20 protein-coding genes are annotated in these 23,054 nt (G+C 35.6%); 10 read left to right on the top strand and 10 right to left on the bottom strand.

The window, feature by feature from the left end:
* Positions 1-279: 279 nt before the first annotated feature.
* Positions 280-627 carry a winged helix-turn-helix domain-containing protein gene (locus C245_RS0108810; RefSeq protein ID WP_157495802.1) on the bottom strand — a complete coding sequence of 116 codons (348 nt, stop codon included), beginning with the start codon at positions 625-627 and terminating at the stop codon, positions 280-282.
* Between the two features lie 272 nt (positions 628-899).
* Between C245_RS0108810 and leuS the strand changes: the two genes are divergently transcribed.
* The 5 genes from leuS to C245_RS0108780 all read left to right on the top strand — a co-directional run bounded on the left by leuS (position 900) and on the right by C245_RS0108780 (position 7,155).
* Positions 900-3,764: a leucine--tRNA ligase gene (gene leuS / locus C245_RS0108805; protein ID WP_017496225.1), complete on the top strand. Its 2,865-nt coding sequence runs from the start codon at positions 900-902 to the stop codon at positions 3,762-3,764.
* A 661-nt stretch (positions 3,765-4,425) separates the two neighbouring features.
* Positions 4,426-5,271 carry an alpha/beta fold hydrolase gene (locus C245_RS0108795; protein ID WP_017496224.1) on the top strand — a complete coding sequence of 282 codons (846 nt, stop codon included), beginning with the start codon at positions 4,426-4,428 and terminating at the stop codon, positions 5,269-5,271.
* Between the two features lie 5 nt (positions 5,272-5,276).
* Complete coding sequence (locus C245_RS0108790) at positions 5,277-5,750, top strand: RNA polymerase sigma factor (RefSeq protein WP_026109961.1); 474 nt, start codon at positions 5,277-5,279, stop codon at positions 5,748-5,750.
* Entirely contained in the window at positions 5,737-6,333 is a 597-nt protein-coding gene (locus tag C245_RS0108785; RefSeq protein ID WP_017496222.1) for a hypothetical protein, read from the top strand. Before C245_RS0108790 ends, C245_RS0108785 begins: the two co-directional genes overlap by 14 nt.
* A gap of 135 nt (positions 6,334-6,468) precedes the next feature.
* Positions 6,469-7,155: a zinc metallopeptidase gene (locus C245_RS0108780; protein WP_017496221.1), complete on the top strand. Its 687-nt coding sequence runs from the start codon at positions 6,469-6,471 to the stop codon at positions 7,153-7,155.
* A 138-nt stretch (positions 7,156-7,293) separates the two neighbouring features.
* Here C245_RS0108780 and C245_RS0108775 read toward each other — a convergent pair whose 3' ends face one another.
* The 3 genes from C245_RS0108775 to C245_RS0108765 form a co-directional block, all read right to left on the bottom strand.
* Positions 7,294-7,764: an Lrp/AsnC family transcriptional regulator gene (locus C245_RS0108775; RefSeq protein WP_017496220.1), complete on the bottom strand. Its 471-nt coding sequence runs from the start codon at positions 7,762-7,764 to the stop codon at positions 7,294-7,296.
* A 262-nt stretch (positions 7,765-8,026) separates the two neighbouring features.
* Positions 8,027-8,776, bottom strand: a complete 750-nt coding sequence (locus C245_RS0108770; protein WP_026109960.1) for a uroporphyrinogen-III synthase — start codon at positions 8,774-8,776, stop codon at positions 8,027-8,029.
* A 14-nt stretch (positions 8,777-8,790) separates the two neighbouring features.
* Entirely contained in the window at positions 8,791-9,459 is a 669-nt protein-coding gene (locus tag C245_RS0108765) for a DUF4271 domain-containing protein (protein ID WP_017496218.1), read from the bottom strand.
* Between the two features lie 105 nt (positions 9,460-9,564).
* Here C245_RS0108765 and C245_RS0108760 point away from each other — a divergent pair, with 105 nt between their 5' ends.
* The 3 genes from C245_RS0108760 to C245_RS0108750 are packed head-to-tail and all read left to right on the top strand — an operon-like array spanning position 9,565 to position 12,112.
* Positions 9,565-10,290, top strand: a complete 726-nt coding sequence (locus C245_RS0108760; protein ID WP_017496217.1) for a polyprenol monophosphomannose synthase — start codon at positions 9,565-9,567, stop codon at positions 10,288-10,290.
* A 10-nt stretch (positions 10,291-10,300) separates the two neighbouring features.
* The gene (locus C245_RS0108755) at positions 10,301-11,641 is read left to right on the top strand and encodes a dihydroorotase (protein ID WP_026109959.1); all 1,341 of its coding nucleotides are present in this window, start codon (positions 10,301-10,303) and stop codon (positions 11,639-11,641) included.
* 9 nt (positions 11,642-11,650) lie between these two features.
* Positions 11,651-12,112 carry a DUF4296 domain-containing protein gene (locus C245_RS0108750; protein WP_017496215.1) on the top strand — a complete coding sequence of 154 codons (462 nt, stop codon included), beginning with the start codon at positions 11,651-11,653 and terminating at the stop codon, positions 12,110-12,112.
* On the opposite strand, the gene C245_RS0108745 is transcribed toward C245_RS0108750, so the two are convergent.
* A complete protein-coding gene (locus tag C245_RS0108745) occupies positions 12,113-13,117 on the bottom strand; it encodes an NAD-dependent epimerase/dehydratase family protein (protein WP_017496214.1) in 1,005 nt (334 codons plus the stop codon). It abuts the gene before it with no gap.
* A 194-nt stretch (positions 13,118-13,311) separates the two neighbouring features.
* Here C245_RS0108745 and tyrS point away from each other — a divergent pair, with 194 nt between their 5' ends.
* Positions 13,312-14,607, top strand: coding sequence for a tyrosine--tRNA ligase (gene tyrS, locus C245_RS0108740; protein WP_017496213.1), 1,296 nt, complete (start codon positions 13,312-13,314; stop codon positions 14,605-14,607).
* Positions 14,608-14,677: 70 nt separating this feature from the next.
* On the opposite strand, the gene C245_RS0108735 is transcribed toward tyrS, so the two are convergent.
* Positions 14,678-16,225, bottom strand: a complete 1,548-nt coding sequence (locus tag C245_RS0108735) for a CARDB domain-containing protein (RefSeq protein WP_017496212.1) — start codon at positions 16,223-16,225, stop codon at positions 14,678-14,680.
* Positions 16,226-16,710: 485 nt separating this feature from the next.
* Between C245_RS0108735 and C245_RS0108730 the strand changes: the two genes are divergently transcribed.
* Complete coding sequence (locus tag C245_RS0108730; RefSeq protein WP_017496211.1) at positions 16,711-17,055, top strand: hypothetical protein; 345 nt, start codon at positions 16,711-16,713, stop codon at positions 17,053-17,055.
* A gap of 59 nt (positions 17,056-17,114) precedes the next feature.
* Here the strand turns inward: C245_RS0108730 and C245_RS0108725 are convergent, their stop codons facing one another.
* From C245_RS0108725 to C245_RS0108710, 4 genes are all read right to left on the bottom strand, one after another.
* Positions 17,115-18,095, bottom strand: coding sequence for an acyltransferase (locus C245_RS0108725; RefSeq protein WP_017496210.1), 981 nt, complete (start codon positions 18,093-18,095; stop codon positions 17,115-17,117).
* 151 nt (positions 18,096-18,246) lie between these two features.
* Complete coding sequence (locus C245_RS0108720; protein ID WP_017496209.1) at positions 18,247-18,585, bottom strand: T9SS type A sorting domain-containing protein; 339 nt, start codon at positions 18,583-18,585, stop codon at positions 18,247-18,249.
* Positions 18,586-18,691: 106 nt separating this feature from the next.
* The gene (locus C245_RS0108715) at positions 18,692-19,873 is read right to left on the bottom strand and encodes a hypothetical protein (protein WP_026109957.1); all 1,182 of its coding nucleotides are present in this window, start codon (positions 19,871-19,873) and stop codon (positions 18,692-18,694) included.
* 216 nt (positions 19,874-20,089) lie between these two features.
* Positions 20,090-22,864 carry a TonB-dependent receptor gene (locus tag C245_RS0108710; RefSeq protein ID WP_017496207.1) on the bottom strand — a complete coding sequence of 925 codons (2,775 nt, stop codon included), beginning with the start codon at positions 22,862-22,864 and terminating at the stop codon, positions 20,090-20,092.
* Positions 22,865-23,054 lie beyond the last annotated feature (190 nt).

The raw sequence follows: 23,054 nt of genomic DNA, 5'->3' as shown, positions 1-23,054 counted from the left end.
TTCAGTATGTTTTAAAATGAATACTGATGATTAAAAAAGAGTTCAATTTTTAATTTTCTGTTGTTAACACTCAATGTGTTTTTTAAGGAATAGTGCAATCAACTTTTTTTATTCCTCTATTCCATAGGGTATTAAATGTGTGTTCTTTTTTATTTACCAAAAATAAGCCTTTTAAGTGCTTGTAAAATATGATTAAAATCATGCTTTAAATGGGTGGATTTTAAACGACATTTTTTAGTATAAGAGAAGCTTCGTTAAGATTTGTATGAAGCGACTCTTTTAAAATTTTAAATGTTGGGTTTCTTTTTGAGCAAAGTCTTTAATGCGCTTTTCGATTTCGTAAAACAGTGTGATGGCTTTTTCTCCCGCTTCTGTTAGTTTTGCACCACCGCCGCCTTTTCCTCCCAGTAATTTTTCAACTAAGGGATTTTCGGCACGTCGATTCATTTCTTCAACCAATTGCCAGGCTTGTCTGTAGGCCATCTTCATTTCTTTTGCGGCATTGGTAATTGAACCTGTTTTGCGAATGTTTTCTAAAAGCCAGATTTTTCCAATTCCCAAAAAAGGACCGTCTGCCTCCTCAATCCAAAGTCGAACTTCAATTGAATATTTTTTAGGGGTACTCATTAACATCTAGATTAGTGACTATGTAAAAATAACTGTTTTGTTCTGATAATGTTTTTCTTATGATTAATTTTTTTAAAACAAGAGAACAGCAACGGTTCATTTAGAAAGTAAGTAAGGGTGGTTTTATTTTGTCACAAATAAGTATTTTGCTTTTTTATTTGTTTGTCAGTGAAATAGCTTTGGTACAATCTACAATAAATGTAAATTTGCGGCTTAATTAATTTAGTGAAAAGCTTAGAACCTTAGTAACTTAGAATCTTAGTCACTTAGAAATGAAATACAATCCAAACGAAATTGAAGAAAAATGGCAAAAATATTGGGCTGAGAACCAAACTTTTGCAGCAAAAAATAATTCTGAAAAACCCAAACATTATGTGTTGGATATGTTTCCTTATCCTTCAGGAGCAGGATTACACGTAGGACATCCTCTGGGTTATATTGCTTCAGATGTTTATTCTCGTTTCAAAAGGCATCAGGGTTTCAATGTTTTGCATCCAATGGGGTACGACAGTTTTGGATTGCCGGCAGAACAATATGCGATTCAAACCGGGCAGCGTCCGGAAGATACCACACGTGTTAATATTGATGGTGGAGTAGATAAAGAAGGAAAACAAATAGCAGGATATAGAAAACAGTTGGATAAAATTGGATTTTCATTTGATTGGAGCCGAGAAGTGCGAACTTCAAATCCGGACTATTATAAACATACACAATGGATTTTTATCCAGTTGTTTAATTCCTGGTATAACAAGAATGTTGACCAAGCAGAAGATATAACAACTTTAGTTGCTCTTTTTGAAAAAGAAGGAAATGTAAATGTAAATGCAGTTTCTGATGATAACATTGGAACTTTCTCAGCTGAGGAGTGGAATGCTTTATCGGCTGACCAACAGGAGAAAATCCTTTTGCAGTACAGATTGACTTATTTGGCAGAAACAGAAGTAAACTGGTGTCCTGGTTTAGGAACAGTTTTAGCCAATGATGAAATCGTAAACGGTGTTTCAGAACGTGGTGGATTTCCGGTAATTCGTAAAAAAATGACGCAATGGAGTATGCGAATTTCAGCTTATGCAGAGCGCTTGCTTCAAGGTTTAAATGAAATCGACTGGAGCGAGTCTATCAAAGAATCGCAAAGAAACTGGATTGGAAAATCGGTAGGCGCAATGGTTACTTTTAAATTGAAAAATCACGATGAAGTAATTGATGTTTTCACAACTCGCCCTGATACTATTTTTGGAGTGACTTTTATGACTTTGGCACCGGAACATGATTTGGTGGCTAAAATTACAACACCGGAACAAAAAGAGGCAGTTGAGGCGTATATCGAGAAAACAGCAAAACGTTCCGAGCGCGAGCGTATGGCTGATGTAAAAACCATTTCGGGAGTATTTACAGGGGCTTATGCAGAACATCCATTTACGAAAGAACCAATTCCGGTTTGGATTGGGGACTATGTTTTGGCCGGATACGGAACAGGTGCTGTAATGGCAGTTCCTTGCGGAGATGAGAGAGATTATGCTTTTGCGAATTTCTTTAAAGGTCAGAACGGAATGCAGGAAATCAAAAATATTTTTGCCAACGTTGATATTTCTGAAGCTGCTTATGGTTCGAAAGACAATGTGGAGATCTCAAATTCTGATTTCCTAAACGGATTAAATTATAAAGAAGCTACTCAGGCTGCTATTACGGCGTTAGAAAAATTAGGACAGGGAATTGGGAAAACCAATTACCGTTTGCGTGATGCAGTTTTCTCCCGTCAGCGTTATTGGGGTGAGCCATTCCCGGTTTATTATGTGAATGGTCTTCCAAAAATGATTGATACGGAGCATTTACCAATTATTTTACCTGAAGTAGAGAAATATTTGCCAACCGAAGACGGTTTGCCTCCATTAGGAAATGCAGCAGTTTGGGCTTGGGACACCACAAATAATAAAGTTGTCAATACAGATTTAGTAGATCATGCAGCGATTTTTCCTTTAGAATTGAATACCATGCCAGGTTGGGCAGGAAGTTCATGGTACTGGATGCGTTATATGGATGCGCACAACGAAACCGAGTTTGCAAGCAAAGAAGCATTAGCGTACTGGGAAAGTGTTGATTTGTATATTGGAGGAAGCGAGCACGCCACCGGACACTTATTATATTCTCGTTTCTGGAACAAATTCTTAAAAGACAAAGGTTTTGCTCCAACCGAAGAACCATTCAAAAAACTGATCAATCAGGGAATGATTTTGGGAACGACTGCCTATGTTTATAGATTAGAAGGAACGAACACTTTTGTGTCTAAGAATAAAATTGGAGATCAGAATGTGCAACCGCTTCGTGTGGATGTTAATTTTGTAAACTCTTCAGATGAATTGGATGTAGAAAGATTTAAAAACTGGAGAGAAGATTTTAATACGGCAGAATTTGTTTTTGACGAAAACGGAAAATATATCGTCGGACGTGAAGTCGAGAAAATGTCGAAATCGTATTACAATGTAGTAACTCCGGATGATATTTGTAATGAGTACGGAGCCGATACCCTACGTTTGTATGAAATGTTTTTAGGGCCATTAGAGCAGGCAAAACCTTGGAATACGGCTGGTATTTCGGGAGTATTTGGTTTCCTTAAAAAGTTATGGAGATTGTACTTTGATGATAATGGTTTAATCGTAAACAACGACGAACCAACAAAAGACAATTTAAAATCATTGCACAAAACCATTAAAAAAGCGGCAGATGACATCGAGAGTTTTTCTTTCAATACCTCTGTTTCTCAGTTTATGATTTGTGTGAATGAATTGTCTGCGCAAAACTGTCATTCGAGAGCTATTTTGGAGCCGTTAGCGATTTTAGTTTCGCCTTATGCACCGCATATTGCAGAGGAATTATGGCAGCAATTAGGAAATACAACTTCGATTTCAGAAGTTTCTTTCCCGGTTTTTGAAGCGAAACATCTGGTAGAAACAAGCAAAGAATATCCGGTTTCTTTCAACGGAAAAATGCGTTTCACCATCGAATTGCCTTTGGACTTAACCAAAGAGCAGATCGAGGAAATTGTCATGAAAGACGAAAGAACTTTACGTCAATTGGATGGGAAAACACCAAATAAAGTGATTATTGTTCCCGGTAAAATTATTAACCTCGTAGGGTAATAATTTTAATTTTCAATATTTTAAAATTCCAAATTCCAACTTTTGTTGGGGTTTGGGATTTTTTTTGCGCTTATTTTTCAGCCACAAATTGCACAAATTTTGAATATAGAAATTTCAAATTCCAATTTTTGTTAGGATTTGGGATTTTTTTTGTCATTTCGACTGAAGGGAGAAATCACATCAGTTAATCGACAAAGATTGTCGGCTTAGTTTGCGGAGTTTCTTGTGTGATTTACTTCGTCAATCGCTATCGCTCGAGTATCCTTTGTTGAAAGGATGAAAAAGCTAGGGGTGAGTTTTTTTTTAAAACAGCTCCAGCGGAGCAAAATATTTATAGCAAATGTAATTTTCCGGTATCAAGAAGCTCCGGCGGAGCGGAATATAAATATTTGAGACAGCCTCGTTTTATAGTTTTTTTGTATGGACCGGAATTGATATTGTGGTGTGAAAAGATATTTTTTTATCCAAAAACAATAATTGTTTGTGGAGTATCTGAGCCCTTGTAAAGATTGGGGTTTAGGCCTATAGATGAAGGTTGAAATTTGGAATTTGGAAATTAAATTTTATTTTTTTTTAAAACGATTTGTAACATTTTGAAACATCTCGTATCCAAAAGGCGAATTTAACTAATAAACCATTTAACAACTTAAATCTATTAAAAATGAAAAAGTATATCATCTTAGTTATCGCCTTATTGTTTTCAGCAGTATGTTTAAATGTATTTGCACAAACAAAATCATATCCGTTCGAAGTTCTTAAAACCGGAAAAGGAAAACAAGCCGTTGTATTTATTCCAGGATTTGCATCTTCCGGAGATGTGTGGAAGGAAACCAGAGCCAATTTAGAAAAAGATCACACTTGTTATACACTTACCATGGCAGGTTTTGCCGGAGTGAAACCACAGCCAAATGCAAGCTTCAAAAATTGGGAAACTGAAATTGCAGACTTCATCAAAACAAATAAAATCGAAAAGCCAATTGTAATTGGTCACAGTATGGGCGGAGGATTTGCATTGGCTTTGGCAGCAGATTATCCGGAATTGATCGGTAAAATTGTTGTAGTAGACGCGCTTCCGTGTATGGCTGCTCTGATGGACCCTAATTTTAAATCAAAAGAAAATAACGACTGTTCGTCAATGGTGAATCAGATGACGGCTATGACGGAGACTCAGTTTTTAGACATGCAGAAAAAAACAATGCCAAGACTGGTTCAGGATGCTTCAAAAATTGATATGATAGTAGACTGGAGTGTAAAATCAGACCGAAAAACATTTGCCGAAATGTATTGCGATTTTTCTAATACTGATTTAAGAGAAAAAATCTCACAAGTAAAATGCCCATCATTGATTTTACTGGAGTCATATTTTGTAAATTTAAAACCTGCTATTGAAGGACAGTATCAAAATTTAAAAAATGCTAATTTTCAATATGCCGCTAAAGGGTTACACTTTATTATGTATGATGATGCAGCGTGGTATTTAAATCAGGTGAATAATTTCGTAAAATAGTACTAATGGAATTTGAAGTTATCTATAAAACGTATTGGGATAGGATTTTCAGGCTTTGCATGGGTTTTGTTAATGATTATGATATTGCTCAGGATTTGGCTCAGGAGACTTTTGTTATTGTCTGGCAAAAACTGGACACTTTTAGAAGCGAGTCGGGCATTGGAACCTGGATTTTTAGGATAGCTTCTAATAACTGTTTGCGGCAAATAGAAAAAGAAAAGCGTTTTCTTAAATCAGATCTTCCAGTGAATTTGCAGGAAGAGAAACAACAATCGTTAGAACCGCAAATCCAGTTTTTGTACCAGTGTATTGCTGAATTGCCTGAAACGGAACGTATTATTATTTCGCTCGAACTTGAGGAAGTAAAACAGGCTGAAATTGCCAAAATTGTGGGGCTTTCGGAAGCAAATACAAGAGTGAAAATTCACAGGATAAAGGAAAAACTGACTCAAAAATTTAAGGAAAATGGACCAAAATAACAATATAGATTTCAAAGATTTGTGGAAAAAACAATCCGTAAGTCAGCCCGATATGAAAGATTTATTGGGGAGATTGAAAGAATTTAAAGCAGCCGGCCTTCGCCATCTGTGGATTACTAATATTTTGCTTTTGGCAACTACTGCATTTATTCTTTTTGTCTGGTACTACTATCAGCCGGAATTTATTTCTACCAAAATAGGAATTGTACTGGTGATTGTGGCCATGGTAATGTATGTTGGTGTTTATAATGGATTATTGGTCGGTTATAAAAATATTGATACCACGCAATCCAATCAGGAGTACCTGCAGCGATTGATTCTAATCCGAAAAAAACAGCAGTTTATGCAGTCGACGATTCTAAGTTTGTACTTCATTTTATTGGGTGTCGGGATTGGTTTGTATATGTATGAGTATACTTTGAGAATGTCCCTTGTTTATGCGTTGCTAACGTATGGAGTGGTATTGCTTTGGATAGGAGTGAACTGGTTTTACATTCGTCCGAAACAAATTAAAAAACAACAAGCAAAAATCAACGATCTGATTGGGAGATTTGAAGAAATCAATAAGCAATTGGAGTTGTAGAGAAAATTTTTAGCTTTTGTAAAGTCACTTGAGGAATACCCTGACGCTAAAATGTCAAAATGACATTTTTTGAATTTGGTTCAGAATTTGCGGTTTGTACTGTAAATTTAGTAATCAATCAAAAAAAACAAAGATATGGGAAGTGGATATTTAATTCTTGCCGGAGCAATTATGTTGTTCAGCTGGATAGTGAGTTCAAGACTCAAGAGTAAATTTGAGCAGTATTCTAAACTGCAATTAAGAAATGGAATGAGTGGTGCTGAAATCGCCGAAAAGATGCTGGCTGATCATGGTATTAGAGATGTTCGAGTTATTTCGACACCTGGTCAGTTAACCGATCACTACAATCCTGCAGATAAAACCGTAAATTTAAGCGAGGTGGTTTACAACGAACGCAATGCGGCTGCGGCTGCGGTGGCTGCGCACGAGTGTGGTCATGCGGTGCAGCACGCTGTTGGTTATGAGTGGTTGACAATGCGCTCCAGATTGGTACCGATTGTAAGTGTCGCATCTAATTATGTACAATGGATTTTGTTAGCCGGAATTTTAATGATCAGAACCTTTCCGGGGCTATTGCTGATCGGAATTATCATTTTTGCTGCAACAACTTTATTTACAATTATTACGCTGCCGGTAGAGTATGATGCAAGTAACAGAGCATTGGCTTGGTTGGAAAATAAAAATATGCTGACGCAGCAAGAGCAAGCCGGAGCTAAGGATGCGTTGAAATGGGCAGCAAGAACCTATGTTGTTGCCGCTATCGGATCAATCGCAACCTTGTTGTACTATATCTCGGTCTATTCCGGAAGTAGAAGGAATTAATGAGGTAATTTGTCAATTAGATAATTTTTGATAGAGACAAGACCCGACAGGTTTTTAAAACCTTTCGGGTCTAATTGTTTATAAGGGTAGAAGAATTATCTAATTATTTCATTCTCTAATTGATACATTAAAGAGCTTCTAAAGTTGAATTTGCCTGTCGATTTGCTGATCCAGGGAAATAAAGGTTTCTGTTCTGGAAACGCCTTCTATTGCCTGAATTTTAGTATTTAGAAGCTGCATTAAGTGTTCGTTATCGCGACAGATGATTTTAATCAATACCGACCAGTTTCCTGTGGTGTAGTGGCATTCTAAAACTTCAGGGATTTTTTTTAAATCTTTTACAGCTTCGGAGTTTCTGGAGGCTTTGTCCAGATAAACACCAACAAAGGCCATGGTGTTGTATCCCAATACTTTTGGATTAACGGTGAATTTAGAGCCTGAAATAACACCGGATTGTTCCAGTTTTTTCAATCGCTGATGAATCGCAGCTCCGGAAATACCTATTTTATTAGCAATTTGCAAAATGGGTTTTCGCGCATCGTCCATCAGGTAACGCAGGATTTCTTTGTCGATACCGTCAATTTCAATAATAAGGGAGTTGATCTTCATTGGAGTTTTGATTTGAAACTAAATTTAGTTATTTGGTTGTAGTTGTAAATCAAATGTACTCAAAATGATTTGAAAAATAAAATTCCAATCTTTGAAATTCCAAATTCCAAATGGAAACTGAAAATGCTGCTTGTTTTTCTTTGTTAGAGTTTTAGTGATTTAACAAAGATTGGGGAGAGGATTGTTTTTTAAAAGAAAAATTCCAAATTTCAACTCTATGGTTGGAATTTGGAATTTTAAAAATTATTATTTTCTAAAAGGATTATTTTCCTTTGTTTGCTTCTGCAATATATTTCTCTAAAGCCATCGTCATCGAAGGTGTTTCAGGAGTTGGGGCAAGAATATCAATTCTTAAACCATGATCAAGCGCTTCTTTTTGAGTTGTGCTTCCAAAAACAGCAATTCTGGTATCGTTTTGTTTAAAGTCAGGAAAGTTTTTAAACAATGATTTGATTCCGGTTGGACTGAAGAAAGCCAAAACATCATAGTAAACATCAGCCAGATCAGACAGATCGCTCATTACTGTTTTGTAAAAAACAGCTTGTGCCCAATCTACTTTCAGATTGTTTAATGTTACGGGTGCATCAGCGTTTAACTGATCAGACGCCGGTAAAAGGAATTTTTCGTCTTTGTATTTTTTGATAAGCGGCGATAAATCTGCAAAGTCTTTTGCTCCCACGTAAATTTTACGCTTTCTATACACAACATACTTTTGCAGGTAGAATGCAACAGCTTCAGATTGGCAGAAATATTTCAATCCTTCAGGAACTTTATAACGCATCTCATCTGCTACTCTAAAAAAATGATCCACCGCATTACGGCTCGTCAAAATGATTGCAGTATAATGATTAAGATCGATTTTCTGTAATCGGATCTCTTTTGCATTAACCCCTTCCACATGAATAAATGGTCTGAAATCAATTTTTATTTTGTGTTTTTGTTGGAGCTCAAAGTAAGGAGAATTTTCCACTTTAGGTTCAGGCTGTGACACCAAAATTGTTTTCACTTTCATATTATAAACATTTACTAAGCCGCCTGTTTTGTAATCCAATAATACAGGAAATAATAAGGGGCTATTTCAAGAGCGCAAAGATATAAAATAAAATAAAATAACTTGCTGATTATTGCATTTTGATACGTTTTTATTGAAATAAAATAAGAGTACAGGCTAATACACAGCGAAATGGCGATTATTGCCAGGGGTACAATCTTAGGAATATTGTCATAATAAAACAAAACAGCATTAATAGGAAGGATTAAAACGCCTATATAAGTCCTGTAAGTTACTTTTTGTAAGTTAAAAAGTTCTGCAAATTCGTCAATGTTGAATGAAGTGGCTACAATTTTTTCAATTAAAAATTTTCCCAGAATAAAGTAAAGTAAAAAGGTAGCCAGCTGAATGAATAAAATCCAGTCTGTTTTCGATGCATATCCAAAAATGTGCATGGTAAGCTGGATGAAAAAAGCATACGAAACAACTTGTACAAAAAACAAACCAACCGTAAAACTGCTTCTTAAATGATTGTTGTCGCGATAGATTTTAGCATACTTGTCAGAAAAAATAAGCTTACTGAATTCGCTAAATCGGGTTTCGTAAGCTGATTTAGTCATGGCAACAACAGCAAAGGTCAACACGAATAAAAGTGTTGCCCAGTCTTTGTTTTCCAGAATTCGGGGGTGAAGTTGTTCAATCATAGCGATGCAAAATTAGTAATTTTTTGTATCAATAGTTTTATTATATATTTATTATGAATCAAATGCTATAAAAAGTTTACTTTTGCGGTGAAATTACTCAGAAAAATGAATGATTGTATTGTCATAATCCCCACTTACAACGAAATCGAAAATATTGAAAGCATAGTTAGAGCTGTACTTTCGCAACACAAACCTTTTCATCTTTTAATTATTGATGATAATTCGCCTGACCACACTGCCAATAAAGTAGTCGCATTACAGGAAGAATTTCCGGAACGGTTATTTTTAGAAAAAAGAGCTAAAAAATCCGGTTTAGGAACTGCCTATGTCCATGGTTTTAAATGGGCGTTAGAACGTCAGTACAATTTCATTTTTGAAATGGATGCTGATTTCTCTCATAATCCAAATGATCTTGAGAAATTGTTCGATGCCTGCCATTTTGGTGGAGCAGATTTAGCGATTGGTTCCCGATATGTAACAGGTGTAAATGTGGTGAACTGGCCCTTAAGCCGTGTTCTGATGTCGTATTTTGCTTCGGTGTATGTGAAATTTATTACAGGAATGAAAATTCACGACGCAACAGCAGGTTTCGTTTGTTACAAACGAGAAGTGCTGGAAAAAATCAATCTCAACAAAATTAAATTCGTGGGTTATGCGTTTCAGATTGAAATGAAGTACAGAACCTATTGTGCTAAATTTGAAATTAAAGAGGTTCCGATTATCTTTACTGACAGAACAAAAGGAGTTTCTAAAATGAGCAATGCCATTATCAAAGAAGCTATACTGGGAGTGATTTCACTTCGATTGAAAAAACTAGTCAATACTTTATAAAGCTATGAAAATAAATAGGGTTCTAATAAAAAATGCCAAAATTGTAAACGAAGGATCTATTTTTGAAGGAGATGTTTTAATCGAAAACGATCTGATTGTTGAAGTGGCAGACAGCATCAGTTTAAAAACATCCGATTGTAAAGTAATCGATGCCGAAGGGAATTATTTAATTCCGGGGGCTATTGATGATCAGGTTCATTTTAGAGAACCGGGACTAACACACAAAGGAGATATCGAGTCAGAGTCAAGAGCTGCGGTGGCTGGAGGGATTACATCTTTCATAGAGCAACCTAACACAGTTCCGAATGCTGTAACTCAGGAAATATTAGAAGATAAATATCAGGTTGCAGCAGTGAAATCATTTGCGAATTATTCGTTTATGATGGGGGCAACTAATGATAATCTGGAGGAAGTTCTAAAAACAAATCCGAAGAATGTTGCCGGAATAAAGATCTTTTTAGGATCTTCAACAGGAAATATGCTGGTAGATAATGAGGCAGTTTTAGAAAAGATTTTTTCAAGTACTCCGCTATTAATTGCGGTACACTGTGAGGACGAAACGACGATTAAAAATAATTTACAGCTGTACAAAGAACAATATGGTGATGATATTCCGGTAACGGCACATCACTTAATTCGCAGTGAAGAGGCCTGTTATATTTCTTCTTCAAAAGCGGTAGCACTAGCGAAAAAAACGGGAGCTCGTTTGCATATTTTTCATCTTTCGACTGCGAAAGAAATGGAATTGTTTACCAATAAAATTCCACTTGAAGAAAAGAAAATTACTGCCGAAGTTTGTGTGCATCACTTGTGGTTTACAGACGAAGATTATAAAACCAAAGGGAATTTTATTAAATGGAATCCTGCGGTAAAAACAGCAGACGATAGAAAAGCATTGTGGGAAGCTTTAAATGACGGACGTATTGATGTAATAGCAACCGATCATGCGCCACATACTAAAGAAGAAAAAATGCAACCTTATGTGAATGCTCCATCTGGCGGTCCGCTTGTGCAGCATGCGGTTGTAGCGATGTTTGAAGCGCATCATCAGGGGAAAATCAGCGTGGAGAAAATTGTGGAGAAAATGTGCCACAATCCGGCTAAGCTTTTCAAAATAGAAAAAAGAGGTTTTATCAAAGAAGGTTATTTTGCCGACTTAGTGATTGTAAACCCAAGTTTGCCATGGAGTGTGAAACCTGAAAATATTTTGGCAAAATGCGGATGGTCGCCTTTTGAGAATTTTACTTTTAAGTCGAGAATTACACATACTTTTGTAAACGGTGAAATGGTTTACAATAACTTTAAAGTAAAAGACATTCGCGCAGGAAAACGTCTATTGTTTGACAGATAAAAAGCTGATATGAAAAATTTTATAGTGATAATATTGGTGTTGTTTCTTTCTGTAAGTTGTAAAAAAGAGCTGGTAAAGCAGCCTGCAAAGCTTATCGAGAAAGATAAAATGATTGATATTATGTATGATTTGTCTATCCTTGAAGCTATGAAATACCAGCACCCGGTTTCGGCAGATTCAGTTGAAACCAGTCCTACTGCTTTTATTTTAAAAAAATATAAAGTGGATAGTGTGCAATTTTCACAAAACAACCGTTACTACGCTGCCGATTATGAGAATTATAAAAGCATATTCGATGAAGTAGGAAAGCGTCTGGCTGTCAACCAAAGAGCTACAGATTCAATTGTGAAAATTGAAGAAAAGAAAGCAGCAAAAGAAAAGAAGAAACCTATAGTTAAAGATACGATCAAGAACAAGCTGAGTAAGACGAGCTTGGATTCTATCCGAAAAACAACACGATTAAAGAGATAGTTAAAGTCTCGAAACATCTTTTATGTACGCATGTACATCCTGAAAAACCGTTCCTCCCAGAGCGGTTTTTATTTTTTCATTAGAATATAAATTACTGGAATAAGAAGCCTTTGCAGTTGCTTTTGTCAGGCGTCTTTTTTGAAAAAACAGAGTCGAAAAAATTCCGTCGGCAATCCAAAGGAAATTCATGAATAAGGGCGTGGCATGAATGGTTGGTCTTTTTACTTTTAAAGCATCGGCAATAGTATTCAGGATGTCCTTAAAAACAATATTATCGGCAATTAAGGTAAAGCGTTCGTTTTTAATGTCACTCTTCATTAACACGTCAGCTATTTTTATGACATCCGTTATGGTGACAAATCCGGTACTTCCAAGAGTGTAAAAAGAAAGACCGTTTGCAACTTTTGCATAAAGCTCTGCGCTTCCTTGTACGTGAGTTTTGTTTTTTGGAATTGGCCCTAAAATAACACCCGGATTTAAGATGATTACATCTAAACCTTCCTGTAAACCGCGCCAGACTTCCATTTCGGCTCCGTATTTAGAAATCGCGTAATCACTATGAGGTTTTTCGGGATTCCAGTCTGTTTCTTCAGTAATGTAAGTTTCATGAGCTGCTAAATCACCTAAAGCAGCGATAGAACTTATAAAGCAGAATTTTTTTACGTCTTTGGCAATAGAAAAATTAACCATATTGGCGGTTCCTTCGATATTGGTTTTTCGAAGCAGCTCTTCGTCTTTTGGATCAAATGAAATTAAAGCAGCACAATGGTAAACGTAATCAATACCTGAGAACGCAGTTTCCAAAGAGGGAACATCCAGGATATCGGCTTCAAGCCACTCTATTTTTTCAAACAGATCCACTTTTTTGTACAACTCAAAAACCGATTTGGTTTTTTGAATGTTATTTTGAGTTCTGTAAATAGCCCGAACGTTTTCTCCATTCTCAATCAGATGAAGTAATAAATGTGCGCCAACTAAACCTGTACCTCCAGTTACTAATACCATTTTGTAAAGATAACTTTTTGTTTTTAAGGTGCAAAGACTCAAAGGTGCAAAGGCTTGATTTTGCTATCAGCAATTGTGATCTTCCCTTTGTTACTAAGAATTTTGATGTTGAAATTGCTTTTTACCATTGATATTGAAACTGCTTTTTGTCATTGCCATTGTCATTGATTATATTTGCACAAATTATTTTAAAAATGAAGAATCTAGTTGAAGAATTAAAGTGGCGCGGGTTATATCATGATAGCATGCCAGGAACGGAAGAACAATTGCTAAAAGAGGTAACTGCTGCTTATATAGGTTTTGACCCAACAGCAGATTCGCTGCACATTGGCAGTATGGTTCAGATTATTTTATTGGTTCACTTAAAGAATTTTGGACATCAGCCTATCGCTTTGGTAGGAGGTGCAACCGGTATGATTGGTGATCCATCGGGGAAATCTGATGAAAGAAATCTGTTGAACGAAGAAACTTTGGCTAAGAACGTTGCCGGTATCAAAAGTGTTTTGTCGCGTTTTCTTGACTTTAATTCAAAAGAAGCAAATGCTCCTGTTATGGTAAACAACTATGACTGGATGAAGGAATTCTCATTTATTGATTTTGCACGTGAAGTTGGAAAACGTATCACGGTAAATTATATGATGGCGAAGGATTCCGTTAAAAAAAGATTTGCCGGAGACGGTGTAGGAATGTCTTTTACAGAGTTTACCTATCAGTTAATTCAGGGTTACGATTTTTATCATTTATATAAAAATAACAATTGCGTACTTCAAATGGGAGGTTCGGATCAATGGGGAAATATCACCACCGGAACGGAGTTGGTACGCAGAATGGGCGGAGAGAGTGCAAAAGCTTTTGCATTGACAACGCCATTGATTACAAAAGCAGACGGATCTAAATTTGGAAAATCTGAAGGTGGAAATGTTTGGTTGGATACTGATAAAACCTCAGTGTATAAATTTTACCAGTTTTGGGTGAATTCAACTGATGTTGATGCAGAGAAATACATCAAAATCTTTACGTTTTTAGATAAAGAAACGATTGATGCTTTAATCGAAGAGCACAGAACAGCTCCGCATTTAAGAGTTTTACAAAAGAAACTGGCAGAAGAAATTACCATTTTTGTTCACTCTGAAGAAGAATTGGAAAAAGCAATTCAGGCGTCGAATATTTTGTTTGGAAATTCTACAGCCGAAGATTTGAAAAAACTGGATGAAGCTACTTTTTTGGAAGTTTTTGACGGTGTTCCTCAGGCTGAAATCGCAAAAGCCGATTTAGAAAACGGTTTGGAGATTATTACGGTTTTAAACGAGAAAACGGGTTTCTTTAAATCAAACGGAGAAGCAAGACGTGCCTTAACCGCAAATTCGATCTCGGTGAACAGAGAAAAAATAAAAGAAGATTTTGTCTTAACTGCAAATGATTTAATTAATAATCAGTTTGTGTTATTACAAAGCGGAAAGAAGAATTATTTTGTGATTCGAGTGGTTTAGTTTTTAAACTAACGAAAAGATAAGTTAAAAGCATCCTGATACAGGATGCTTTTTGTATGAATGGGCTTTTTTATTTTTTGTAGATCTTTCGTGTTGTATCATTAGATTTAATGATATAGAAATCATTTTTTAAGGATTGCAGTAATTCGTTTTCTTCTTGTTTTGAGTGTACTTCTTTCGTTAAGATCTTTTCTCCTTGGAAATTATAGACTGTTATAGTATAGTTTTCTGGTATATCGTCAGTTTCTAATTTTGTTGCTATTGATTTTTTTCCAGAAGGATTATAGAAAGTTACAGGTATAACTGTTACATTATTATTTTCATTTGATTCGGTATTTGTTTTAGAATCGTCAACAACCATAAGAATGTTCCAGTTATTGTTAAATACAGTACTAATATTGCCAAAATCTGAGGGGAAGATAGTCCCGCCTGGTACTACAAGCAATTCTCCTGCGTTAATGGCATTTACGGTTATAGCACTTCCGTTTGATTTTAAATCTGATGTATCGAGTGTCGTATCGGAGGACAGGTAGAATCTTATATTTGTTGCTGTTGATGCGGCATTTCCTATGTTTTTGATAGATATTAGTGATGGCCTAATTGACCCGGATTGATTGTCGACCCTATGTCTTTTTTTTAATTCACTTAAAGTAGAAGTGCAATCAAAACAATCACTATAAACTAGTGTATTATTTGAATCGATAATTAAATCAGGTTTTCCTATCGGAGTTGGTGTTGGTGTTGGTGTTGGCGTTGGGGTCGGAGTTGGCGTTGTAGGGGCTGTTCCTTCTTTTATAGTTATTCTGTATGTTGATGAGGCGATGTTATTATATTCGTTGAAATCTTCACTGTTTGTGGTTACAGCGGTTAAATAGTACTTACCGGCAATAGCATTGTAGGGAATGTTGTAGACCATTGGGAAGTTATGGGATGTTTTTGGATCTGAAGGTGCAGGTGCATCTGTAGGATTCTGACCAACAGCATATAGTTTAATGTCGTTGCCACTGAGAAAGTTTCTTGATGTCGTGAGGTATAATGTATATGCAGTAGTCGCGTTTTGAATTTTTGTGCCAATATTTCGTACTCCGAAATAAGCAATTTTGTTGCTTGTTCCACGGTAATAATTACCATCGTCCTGATATGGAGTAACATGTACAGCTTGCAGATCGGGTTTTTGACAATTGAATAAAACAAGGGAAAATTGAGAATTGCTATCTGTTGAATCTACTTCGTAATCTGCATCTCCGCTTTCTACACTAGCTCCATCAATTAAATAAAAATTAGGGCCTTTTCCAAAATCCATAAAACAAATGTCACCAGAAGATAACGGTTTTTCTATTTTAATATTTACCATTTCTCTGGTACTATTAACTGTTAACTTTGAGCAAAAGTTATTTTGAGCTTCTTGTAATGTTGATCCTAATAAAATTGGTCTTATATACTTTTTAGACAATGAAGAGCATAAGTCAGTAATTGGAGCGCTAAAATCAGGTGGGGTGTCAACTTCATCTCCCATGTCAGCACCAGAATCTCCTGCATAAGTAACTTTGTAATACCTTGTGCCGAAGTTGCCGTAGTTTAGGCCTAAATCTGCTTTGTAAATTTTACCAACTTCCAATTTAAAATTTTGTCTTAAATTTACTTCTCTAATTCCTACGGGAGGATAATGCTGGGTGCATTCAACAGCAATAGCCCATTCTATAGTAGTGCCTAAATCTTGGAGTTCGTGGTATCTATAATTTGGATTCTGTGACCTGCTTGTAAAGCTAAAAAGGATAAAAACTAATAGGGTAATTTTTTCATAATTTAATATTTAAAAAGTTACAGTGAAAGTAATTTTTAAATATTTGTGTAGTATTTTTTCTACATTAACAATAGGTTATTAAATTAGGTATTTTTTTACATTGAATTTAATGATAAAATAGCAGTAGTATTATGGCAAATTTTGTTTACAAAACCATCAAATTGCAGCCACGAATATCAGAATTATCAAAACGTCCCAATAGCTCGAAAGAGTTGTTGGGATTTTTATTTTAAAGTTCTGATATTAAAAAACGTAATGTTTTTTTATTAAGTTTATTTCCTAAAACTAACCTTACAGATATGATCGGAATTTTATTTATTTACTGGATTTGGAAAGCATTTACAGGCTTAGCTCTTGAATATGATAAGAATAAATGGGGCTATTTTGCGATTGGAATAGTATCGTATTATGGCGGGACTCTTGTTTCAGGATTTGTCGCTGGTTTTTTGAATGTTCTTATTGGTGGTCTTGACAGTGTTGACGATGCAGGGGTTATTAATTCAGGGTGGAATATACTTTTTGTACTTTGTGGAGGTTTGGCCTGCTACGGTGTTTACAAGTTGTTAGAACGCAAAGGAGAAAAAGAAAAAGCCCTTAAGAAAATTGAAAGCATTGACAGCATTGGTCTAACGGAGGAGAATTAGTTTTTTGTTTAATCAATTTTTTACCGATTAAACGATTAACCAGATCAACGATTCAACTTTTACAAAACCATCAGGTTACAGCCACGAATATCAGAATTGTCAAAACGTCCCAATACCTCGAAAGAGTTGTTGGGATATTTTTTGCCTAAATCCTGAGTAGCAATAAAGGAACAGGAATTAATGTTGGCTAAATCGATAACGTTGATTCCTCCGGTTTTTCCGTCTTTAACGTAAGTGAGTGCATCTTCGGGATCACGAACTAAAATGTGCATCCATGACGGACACTCAAAAATACCTTCACCCAGAGAATAAGCTTGTCCCAGAAGTTCGGTCATACCGTATTCCGAGTGAATGGCCGAAACACCGAAACCCGAACAAAGCTGCTCGTGTAATTCCTCACGAATCATTTCTTTTCGTTTGCCTTTCATACCGCCAGTCTCCATAATAATAGTATTCTGAAGATTGAATTGGTGTTTCTCAATCAAATCGAGTAAGGCGTAAGTAACACCAATCAGGATTACATTTTGACCGGATTCGTCTAAAGCGGTTAATTTTTTTATAAGATCGTCGTGATTGTGCAGGTAAAATCCACTCTCAGGCTGATTGGAGAGTTTTATTAAATCTTCGACCATGTAAATTAACGAAGATCCATCGCGCTCGAGATAAGACGGTAAAAGCGCTAAAACAACGTAATCTTCGATATTGCCATAGAATTGTGAAAATCCATTGCGGTAACTTTCTTCGTAAAGACTTACATCGGTCACAATATGTCTGCTGGTAATCATGCCGGTTGTTCCACTGCTGGTAAAAGTTACCTGAGCAGGATCGTTATTAGAAACTACATGATGACTTTTGAAAAACTGAATAGGTAAAAAAGGAATTTGTTCCAATGATTTTACCTGTTGTGGATTTACTTTTAAAAAATCGCAAAAATCACGATAGACAACGTTATTCTCATGTTGAAAACGAAACACTTTTAGTGCTATTTTCTCAAATTGTTTCTGACTCGAAATCGTGAATATATCGTTGGCTGTGATCAAAACTTTTTTTGTGCAAAGATATTGTTTTTAGTGTTTAGTCACAGTATTCAGTCACAGTTTTCAGTTGTCATTTTAGGGTTTCGCAGAAACTGAAAACTGTGACCGCGACTGAAAACTAAAAAAGCTCTAATGAAAATTAGAGCTTTTTGTTTTATCGAATAATGAGCTTTCGTGTTGCTGAAGCATTTTCTTCACTTATTTTGATGATGTAAACGCCTGGAACCAGATCAGAAACGTTTAATTCTCGAGAACTTAAATGTGTTTGAAGTACTTTTTTACCCAGAACATCAAAGATGATAATCTCTTTTTCTAAATCATTTTTAGAGGAGATAGTTACTTTTCCACCAGTTACGGGGTTAGGGTACAAGCTTAAACCCTCAATGGTTGCTACCTGTTGAGGTTTTGGTAATTGCTTACTGTCTTGTGCCGAAACACTAACAGTAAAGAAAAAAGCCAATAAGAAAGTAATATAAAAGTAATTTTTTGCCATCGCGTTATTTTGGTTAGTGTAAATATACAAAAAAAAGTACAAAAATTACACCAAAAAAAACATCCTAAATATTTAGGATGTTTTTAACAGTTTATATTGTAAGTGATTAGAAACCAACTGACCATCCAGCAGCCCATGTTGGAGCTAATACTCCATTTCCAGCTCCGGTAGCAGTAGCCGATTCTGTAACAATAGCACTTACGTTAGCAGAAGAAGCGTCTGTTTTCTTTCCTTTAGTTTTTACAGGTACATCATTAGCAAATAATACATTTGATACTTTTAATGCAGTTCCAACAAAAGCAATAGTTTCGTCGTTTTCAACATCGATTCCGGTTGCCCATGCACTTAAAACTACGTTTGAGATAATAGCTTTAGTTCCTCTTCTTAATTTGATTGCTTGGTTTTCAGCGAAGTTAGCAGCAGCTGCAGTACTTCCAGGTCCAACAAGAGTTAAGTTTGTGATAGTAGGATTAGCGATTGGAGTGAAAGCATATCCGAATTCGAAGTTATCGGCTTCAATTCCTCTGTTTCCTTTTCCGAAGTCTAATTTACCATACCAGTTTTCGTTGATACCATTCCATCCTTCAGTCCAGTCAAATTGATCATCTTCGTTACCGATAGAGATTAAGTTTTTAGTATTTACAGATCCTCCGAAGAATTCGAATCCGTCATCAGCACCGTAGTAAGCTTCAACGTTTTCAACGATTGTTCCTGAACCTACTCCAAAGAATGAGATTCCGTTAAATTCTTTTTCAGAGTTGAAAGCAGCTCCAGCGTATTCAATTCTTAAATATTTGATAGATCCAGAGTTATCAGCAGAGTTAGTTCCACCATAAGTCAATTCAGCAACTTCAGATGTAGCAGTACTAGCACCACCAGTTACACGGTTGATTGGAGCTTTACCACAAATTACTAAACCACCCCATTTACCAGCTTGTTTTACAGAAGCAGTCATGATAACTGGTTTTGCAGCTGTACCGTTTACGTTTATTTTTGCACCTTGTGCAACTGATATATATGCCGCAGTTCCTCCAGTACCTTCAATAACCGTTCCTGCAGGAATTGTTAAAGTTGCTCCGTTTTCTACTTTTATAGCTCCTGTCAATTTATAAGTTTTAGTAGCATCAAGTATTACTTCACCATCAGTGATCTTTCCTTGAAAGTTAGCAGGGTCGGCAACAAACGTCGAAGTAGGTGCTTTTTTATCGTCATCGCTACTTGAACAGCTTGTAAGTAAGCCTCCTGATAAAGCAATAACTGTAACAAAGTTTAAAATTGATTTTTTCATAATCGTTTTAATAATTTTTTTTGTGTGTTTAATTTCTTGATGCAAAGATGGATTAGAAATCCTTTCCGGATGTTAAGCAACCGTGATTGTTAGTTTAATAAAATGAAGCTTTTATATTAACTAAATGTTAACTACTTAACACATTGTTTATAGTTGAAAGAACAAAAAAAGGACAGTACGCAGACTGTCCTTTTTTACTAATTCAATTTATATAGCTTAGAACTCGTAGCTAAATTGTAAGCTTAAGTTTAAACCTTTTTTGTAGCTCAAAACATTTACATCACCAGATTGATTTTCCTGAATTCTGTTAACTGTTGGGTCAAGAATGTTTTTTACAACTAAACCAAGACCATAGTTTTTATTCAGTTTTGCTTTTGCAATGAAATCTAATGAACCAACCGCTTTGTCAACCAAGTCTCCTTTTTCAAGTGTACCAATTGCGTTAACACGGTCAGAGAAATAATTGTAAGCCAAAGTTGTAGTCAGGTTGCTGTTTTTATCATTCCACTCATTGTAGAAAGAGATGTCAGCATTTAGTAAGAAAGGAGAAGCTCCTGTAAATTTACCTGTTGTATTTGTAAAAGTAGTTGGACGTGTTCCTTCAGTTTCTTTCAAAACCTTTTCGTCGTCTAATTGTTGTTTGCTGTACAAATAAGACAAGTTAATACCTCCCGTTAACTTCTTTGTCTGTTCACTGTCAAAGTTAAAAAGTACTTTTTTGTACTCTAATTCAGCTCCGGCTACATATCCATAATCTCCAGAGTTTACATATGAAATATCATTTGTAGAAGAGTTAATGATTACCTCATTAATTGGATTCAAAATGTATTTTCCAAAAGCCGTTACAGAGAAAACTTCGTCACTTTTTGGAAAAACTTCCCATTTTAAGTCAAAGTTGTAATCGTCTGAAGCGTATAAAAATGGATTACCAACTTTAGCCTGTAAAAAGTCCTCATAAATAAAAGGAGATCTTTCTTTGAACTGAGGTAATGTATACGTTTTACTGAATCCTAAACGTAAATTTTGTTTTTCGTTAAGTTCATACTTTAAAACTACACTTGGTAAGAAAGCTGTTTTTTCTAACTTATCGCTTCCTCCTGCAGGATCTAATTGTGTACTCCATTCCACATTTTGTGTGATAACTTCAGCTCTTAATCCTAGTACTGCTGTGAATTTAGGATTGAATTTGTACTCTGTATTTAAGAAACCACCGTTGATCGTTAAATCTCCACCGTAAGTTTGCGGATCCAATGCGTTAGGAACTTCAGGTCCTCCACGGAAAGTTGAAATTGTGAAATAGTTGTTCGCTAAGTTTTGTTGGTTGTAGAATAAATCTAAGTTGTTTGGGTCAACAATATCACCGGTGTGAGATACTGGAAATGTTGTGGTTTTAAGGTTGAATTGAGTAGCCTCAAAATCTCTGTTTTTAAACCTTCCGTTGTATCCTAAAGTGAATTTTCCTTTGAAATCACCTTCGTCATTTTTGTTAAACTTATAGTTTACAGACAAGTTTGCAGCCAATTCGTTTTCTTTTAAGTCCTGAAAGTAACGGTTGTTGTTTGGTGCAGATTGAGAGTTGATTACATAACCACCATTCACTTTGTTCATAGTGTTGTAAGTTCTGTCCGGAATGTTTTGGTTTACAATATTGTAAGAACCTCCCCAGTTCAGTGTACTTCTTTCGCTTAGTTTGTGCTCTCCCAATAATTGATTTACCCACAAAGCTGTTTTTTCGTATTCATTTCTGCGAATATATCCGTTTCCTTCATTGGCAAGATCGACAATGTATCCAGATGACTCTTCTCTCTTTTGTGCAGAAGTATTGATGAATAAAGAGTTGAAGTTGATTTTGTTGCGATTGTTGATTTTGTATCCGGCATTAAACATTCCTGTTGTGTTAGTGCTGTAGGCCAGGTAGTGGTAATCTAAATCTTTTCCGGCAACACCAGCAGCATTTACACTCGCTCTGGCAGTTCCGTTTGTTCTTGACGAATACTCATTTGAGAAAGAAGCAGTTCCAAATACGGTAAGTTTTCCTTCACTTCCAACATTAAACGAATCTCCACCTGAGATTCCGAATGAACCTGCTAAAGGAGTTTTCTTCTCAAATTGAAGCGTGTTGAAATTGTATTGATTCAATGGATTGTTTGGAATTTCAGCTTTACTAAATCCAAAAGCATTTGGGCCTTTTTGCAGGCTAAAGTTGTTTTCACCAAGAGCATTTGTGTTTACTTTTGATTCCACATCAATTTTAAAAAATCCATTTCCTTTGTAATCTTTAGAGATAATATCAACATTTCCTCCAGCAAAATCTCCAAAGAACTTACCGTTGTAAACTTTGTCAATCGATACATATTCGATAATGTCAGTAGAGAAAATATCTAAGTTGATGTTTTTCTTTTCAGGATCGTTTGATGGAATTGGCAAACCGTTCATTGTAGTTGAATTGTAACGGTCCCCTAAACCTCTTACGAAAATATTGTTTGTTCCTTCCTGTTTGGTAATACCAGTCGTTTTTACAACAGCATTGGCAACATCACTAACTCCTTTTTTAGAAAGCTCCTGTGCTCCGATAGATTGTTTAATATCAACAGCATTTTTCTGTTCCAATAGCAGTGCTGATTCTTTTTGTTTGTTTACTGCCGATGATTTTACTACAACATCTTTAAGTGTAAAACTTCCTGACGAAAGTACCTGATTTACAGTAATTGTTTCATTTGCTTTTACAGTAACTGGCTTTTCTACAGATTCATATCCAACGAAACTAAAAATAATGATGTAATTTCCCGGATTTACATTTAAGGAATATTTTCCCTCAATGTCAGTGTTTGCGCTAATGTTTGTTCCCTTTAATAAAACATTTGCAAAAGGTAGGGCTTCATTGTTGGTTTCTTTGTCGGTTAATACACCAGAAATCGTACCTTTGTTTTGTGCGATCGAAATCGTACAGATGAATAATGTGATAAATAGAAATTTTAAATTGAATTTCATTTCAGTGTTGTGTTTAAATTTTTGTGCAAAGAAAAAGACGCTGTGTAAAGTTCATGTTAGCCACTTGTTATGTTTTCGTGTCGCGTAGATTATCAAATTGTTACCAGATTAAATTACCGTTAACCGCAATTTTTAACGGTCGTTTTATTAGTATATTTACCATCTCAAATGAAAATCATCGAATGTATAA

The sequence above is a fragment of the Flavobacterium sp. WG21 genome, from assembly GCF_000335775.1.
GTDB classification, from domain to species: domain Bacteria; phylum Bacteroidota; class Bacteroidia; order Flavobacteriales; family Flavobacteriaceae; genus Flavobacterium; species Flavobacterium tructae.
Note: the sequence above shows the minus strand (reverse complement) of the source record. Positions and strands in the feature narration are given on the sequence as shown.

Bases quoted from the DNA above. Each gene is read 5' to 3' on its own strand.
- C245_RS0108810 (WP_157495802.1), bottom strand. From the start codon at position 627: ATGAGTACCCCTAAAAAATATTCAATTGAAGTTCGACTTTGGATTGAG.
- leuS (WP_017496225.1), top strand. From the start codon at position 900: ATGAAATACAATCCAAACGAAATTGAAGAAAAATGGCAAAAATATTGG.
- C245_RS0108795 (WP_017496224.1), top strand. From the start codon at position 4,426: ATGAAAAAGTATATCATCTTAGTTATCGCCTTATTGTTTTCAGCAGTA.
- C245_RS0108790 (WP_026109961.1), top strand. From the start codon at position 5,277: ATGGAATTTGAAGTTATCTATAAAACGTATTGGGATAGGATTTTCAGG.
- C245_RS0108785 (WP_017496222.1), top strand. From the start codon at position 5,737: ATGGACCAAAATAACAATATAGATTTCAAAGATTTGTGGAAAAAACAA.
- C245_RS0108780 (WP_017496221.1), top strand. From the start codon at position 6,469: ATGGGAAGTGGATATTTAATTCTTGCCGGAGCAATTATGTTGTTCAGC.
- C245_RS0108775 (WP_017496220.1), bottom strand. From the start codon at position 7,764: ATGAAGATCAACTCCCTTATTATTGAAATTGACGGTATCGACAAAGAA.
- C245_RS0108770 (WP_026109960.1), bottom strand. From the start codon at position 8,776: ATGAAAGTGAAAACAATTTTGGTGTCACAGCCTGAACCTAAAGTGGAA.
- C245_RS0108765 (WP_017496218.1), bottom strand. From the start codon at position 9,459: ATGATTGAACAACTTCACCCCCGAATTCTGGAAAACAAAGACTGGGCA.
- C245_RS0108760 (WP_017496217.1), top strand. From the start codon at position 9,565: ATGAATGATTGTATTGTCATAATCCCCACTTACAACGAAATCGAAAAT.
- C245_RS0108750 (WP_017496215.1), top strand. From the start codon at position 11,651: ATGAAAAATTTTATAGTGATAATATTGGTGTTGTTTCTTTCTGTAAGT.
- C245_RS0108745 (WP_017496214.1), bottom strand. From the start codon at position 13,117: ATGGTATTAGTAACTGGAGGTACAGGTTTAGTTGGCGCACATTTATTA.
- tyrS (WP_017496213.1), top strand. From the start codon at position 13,312: ATGAAGAATCTAGTTGAAGAATTAAAGTGGCGCGGGTTATATCATGAT.
- C245_RS0108730 (WP_017496211.1), top strand. From the start codon at position 16,711: ATGATCGGAATTTTATTTATTTACTGGATTTGGAAAGCATTTACAGGC.
- C245_RS0108720 (WP_017496209.1), bottom strand. From the start codon at position 18,585: ATGGCAAAAAATTACTTTTATATTACTTTCTTATTGGCTTTTTTCTTT.
- C245_RS0108715 (WP_026109957.1), bottom strand. From the start codon at position 19,873: ATGAAAAAATCAATTTTAAACTTTGTTACAGTTATTGCTTTATCAGGA.
- C245_RS0108710 (WP_017496207.1), bottom strand. From the start codon at position 22,864: ATGAAATTCAATTTAAAATTTCTATTTATCACATTATTCATCTGTACG.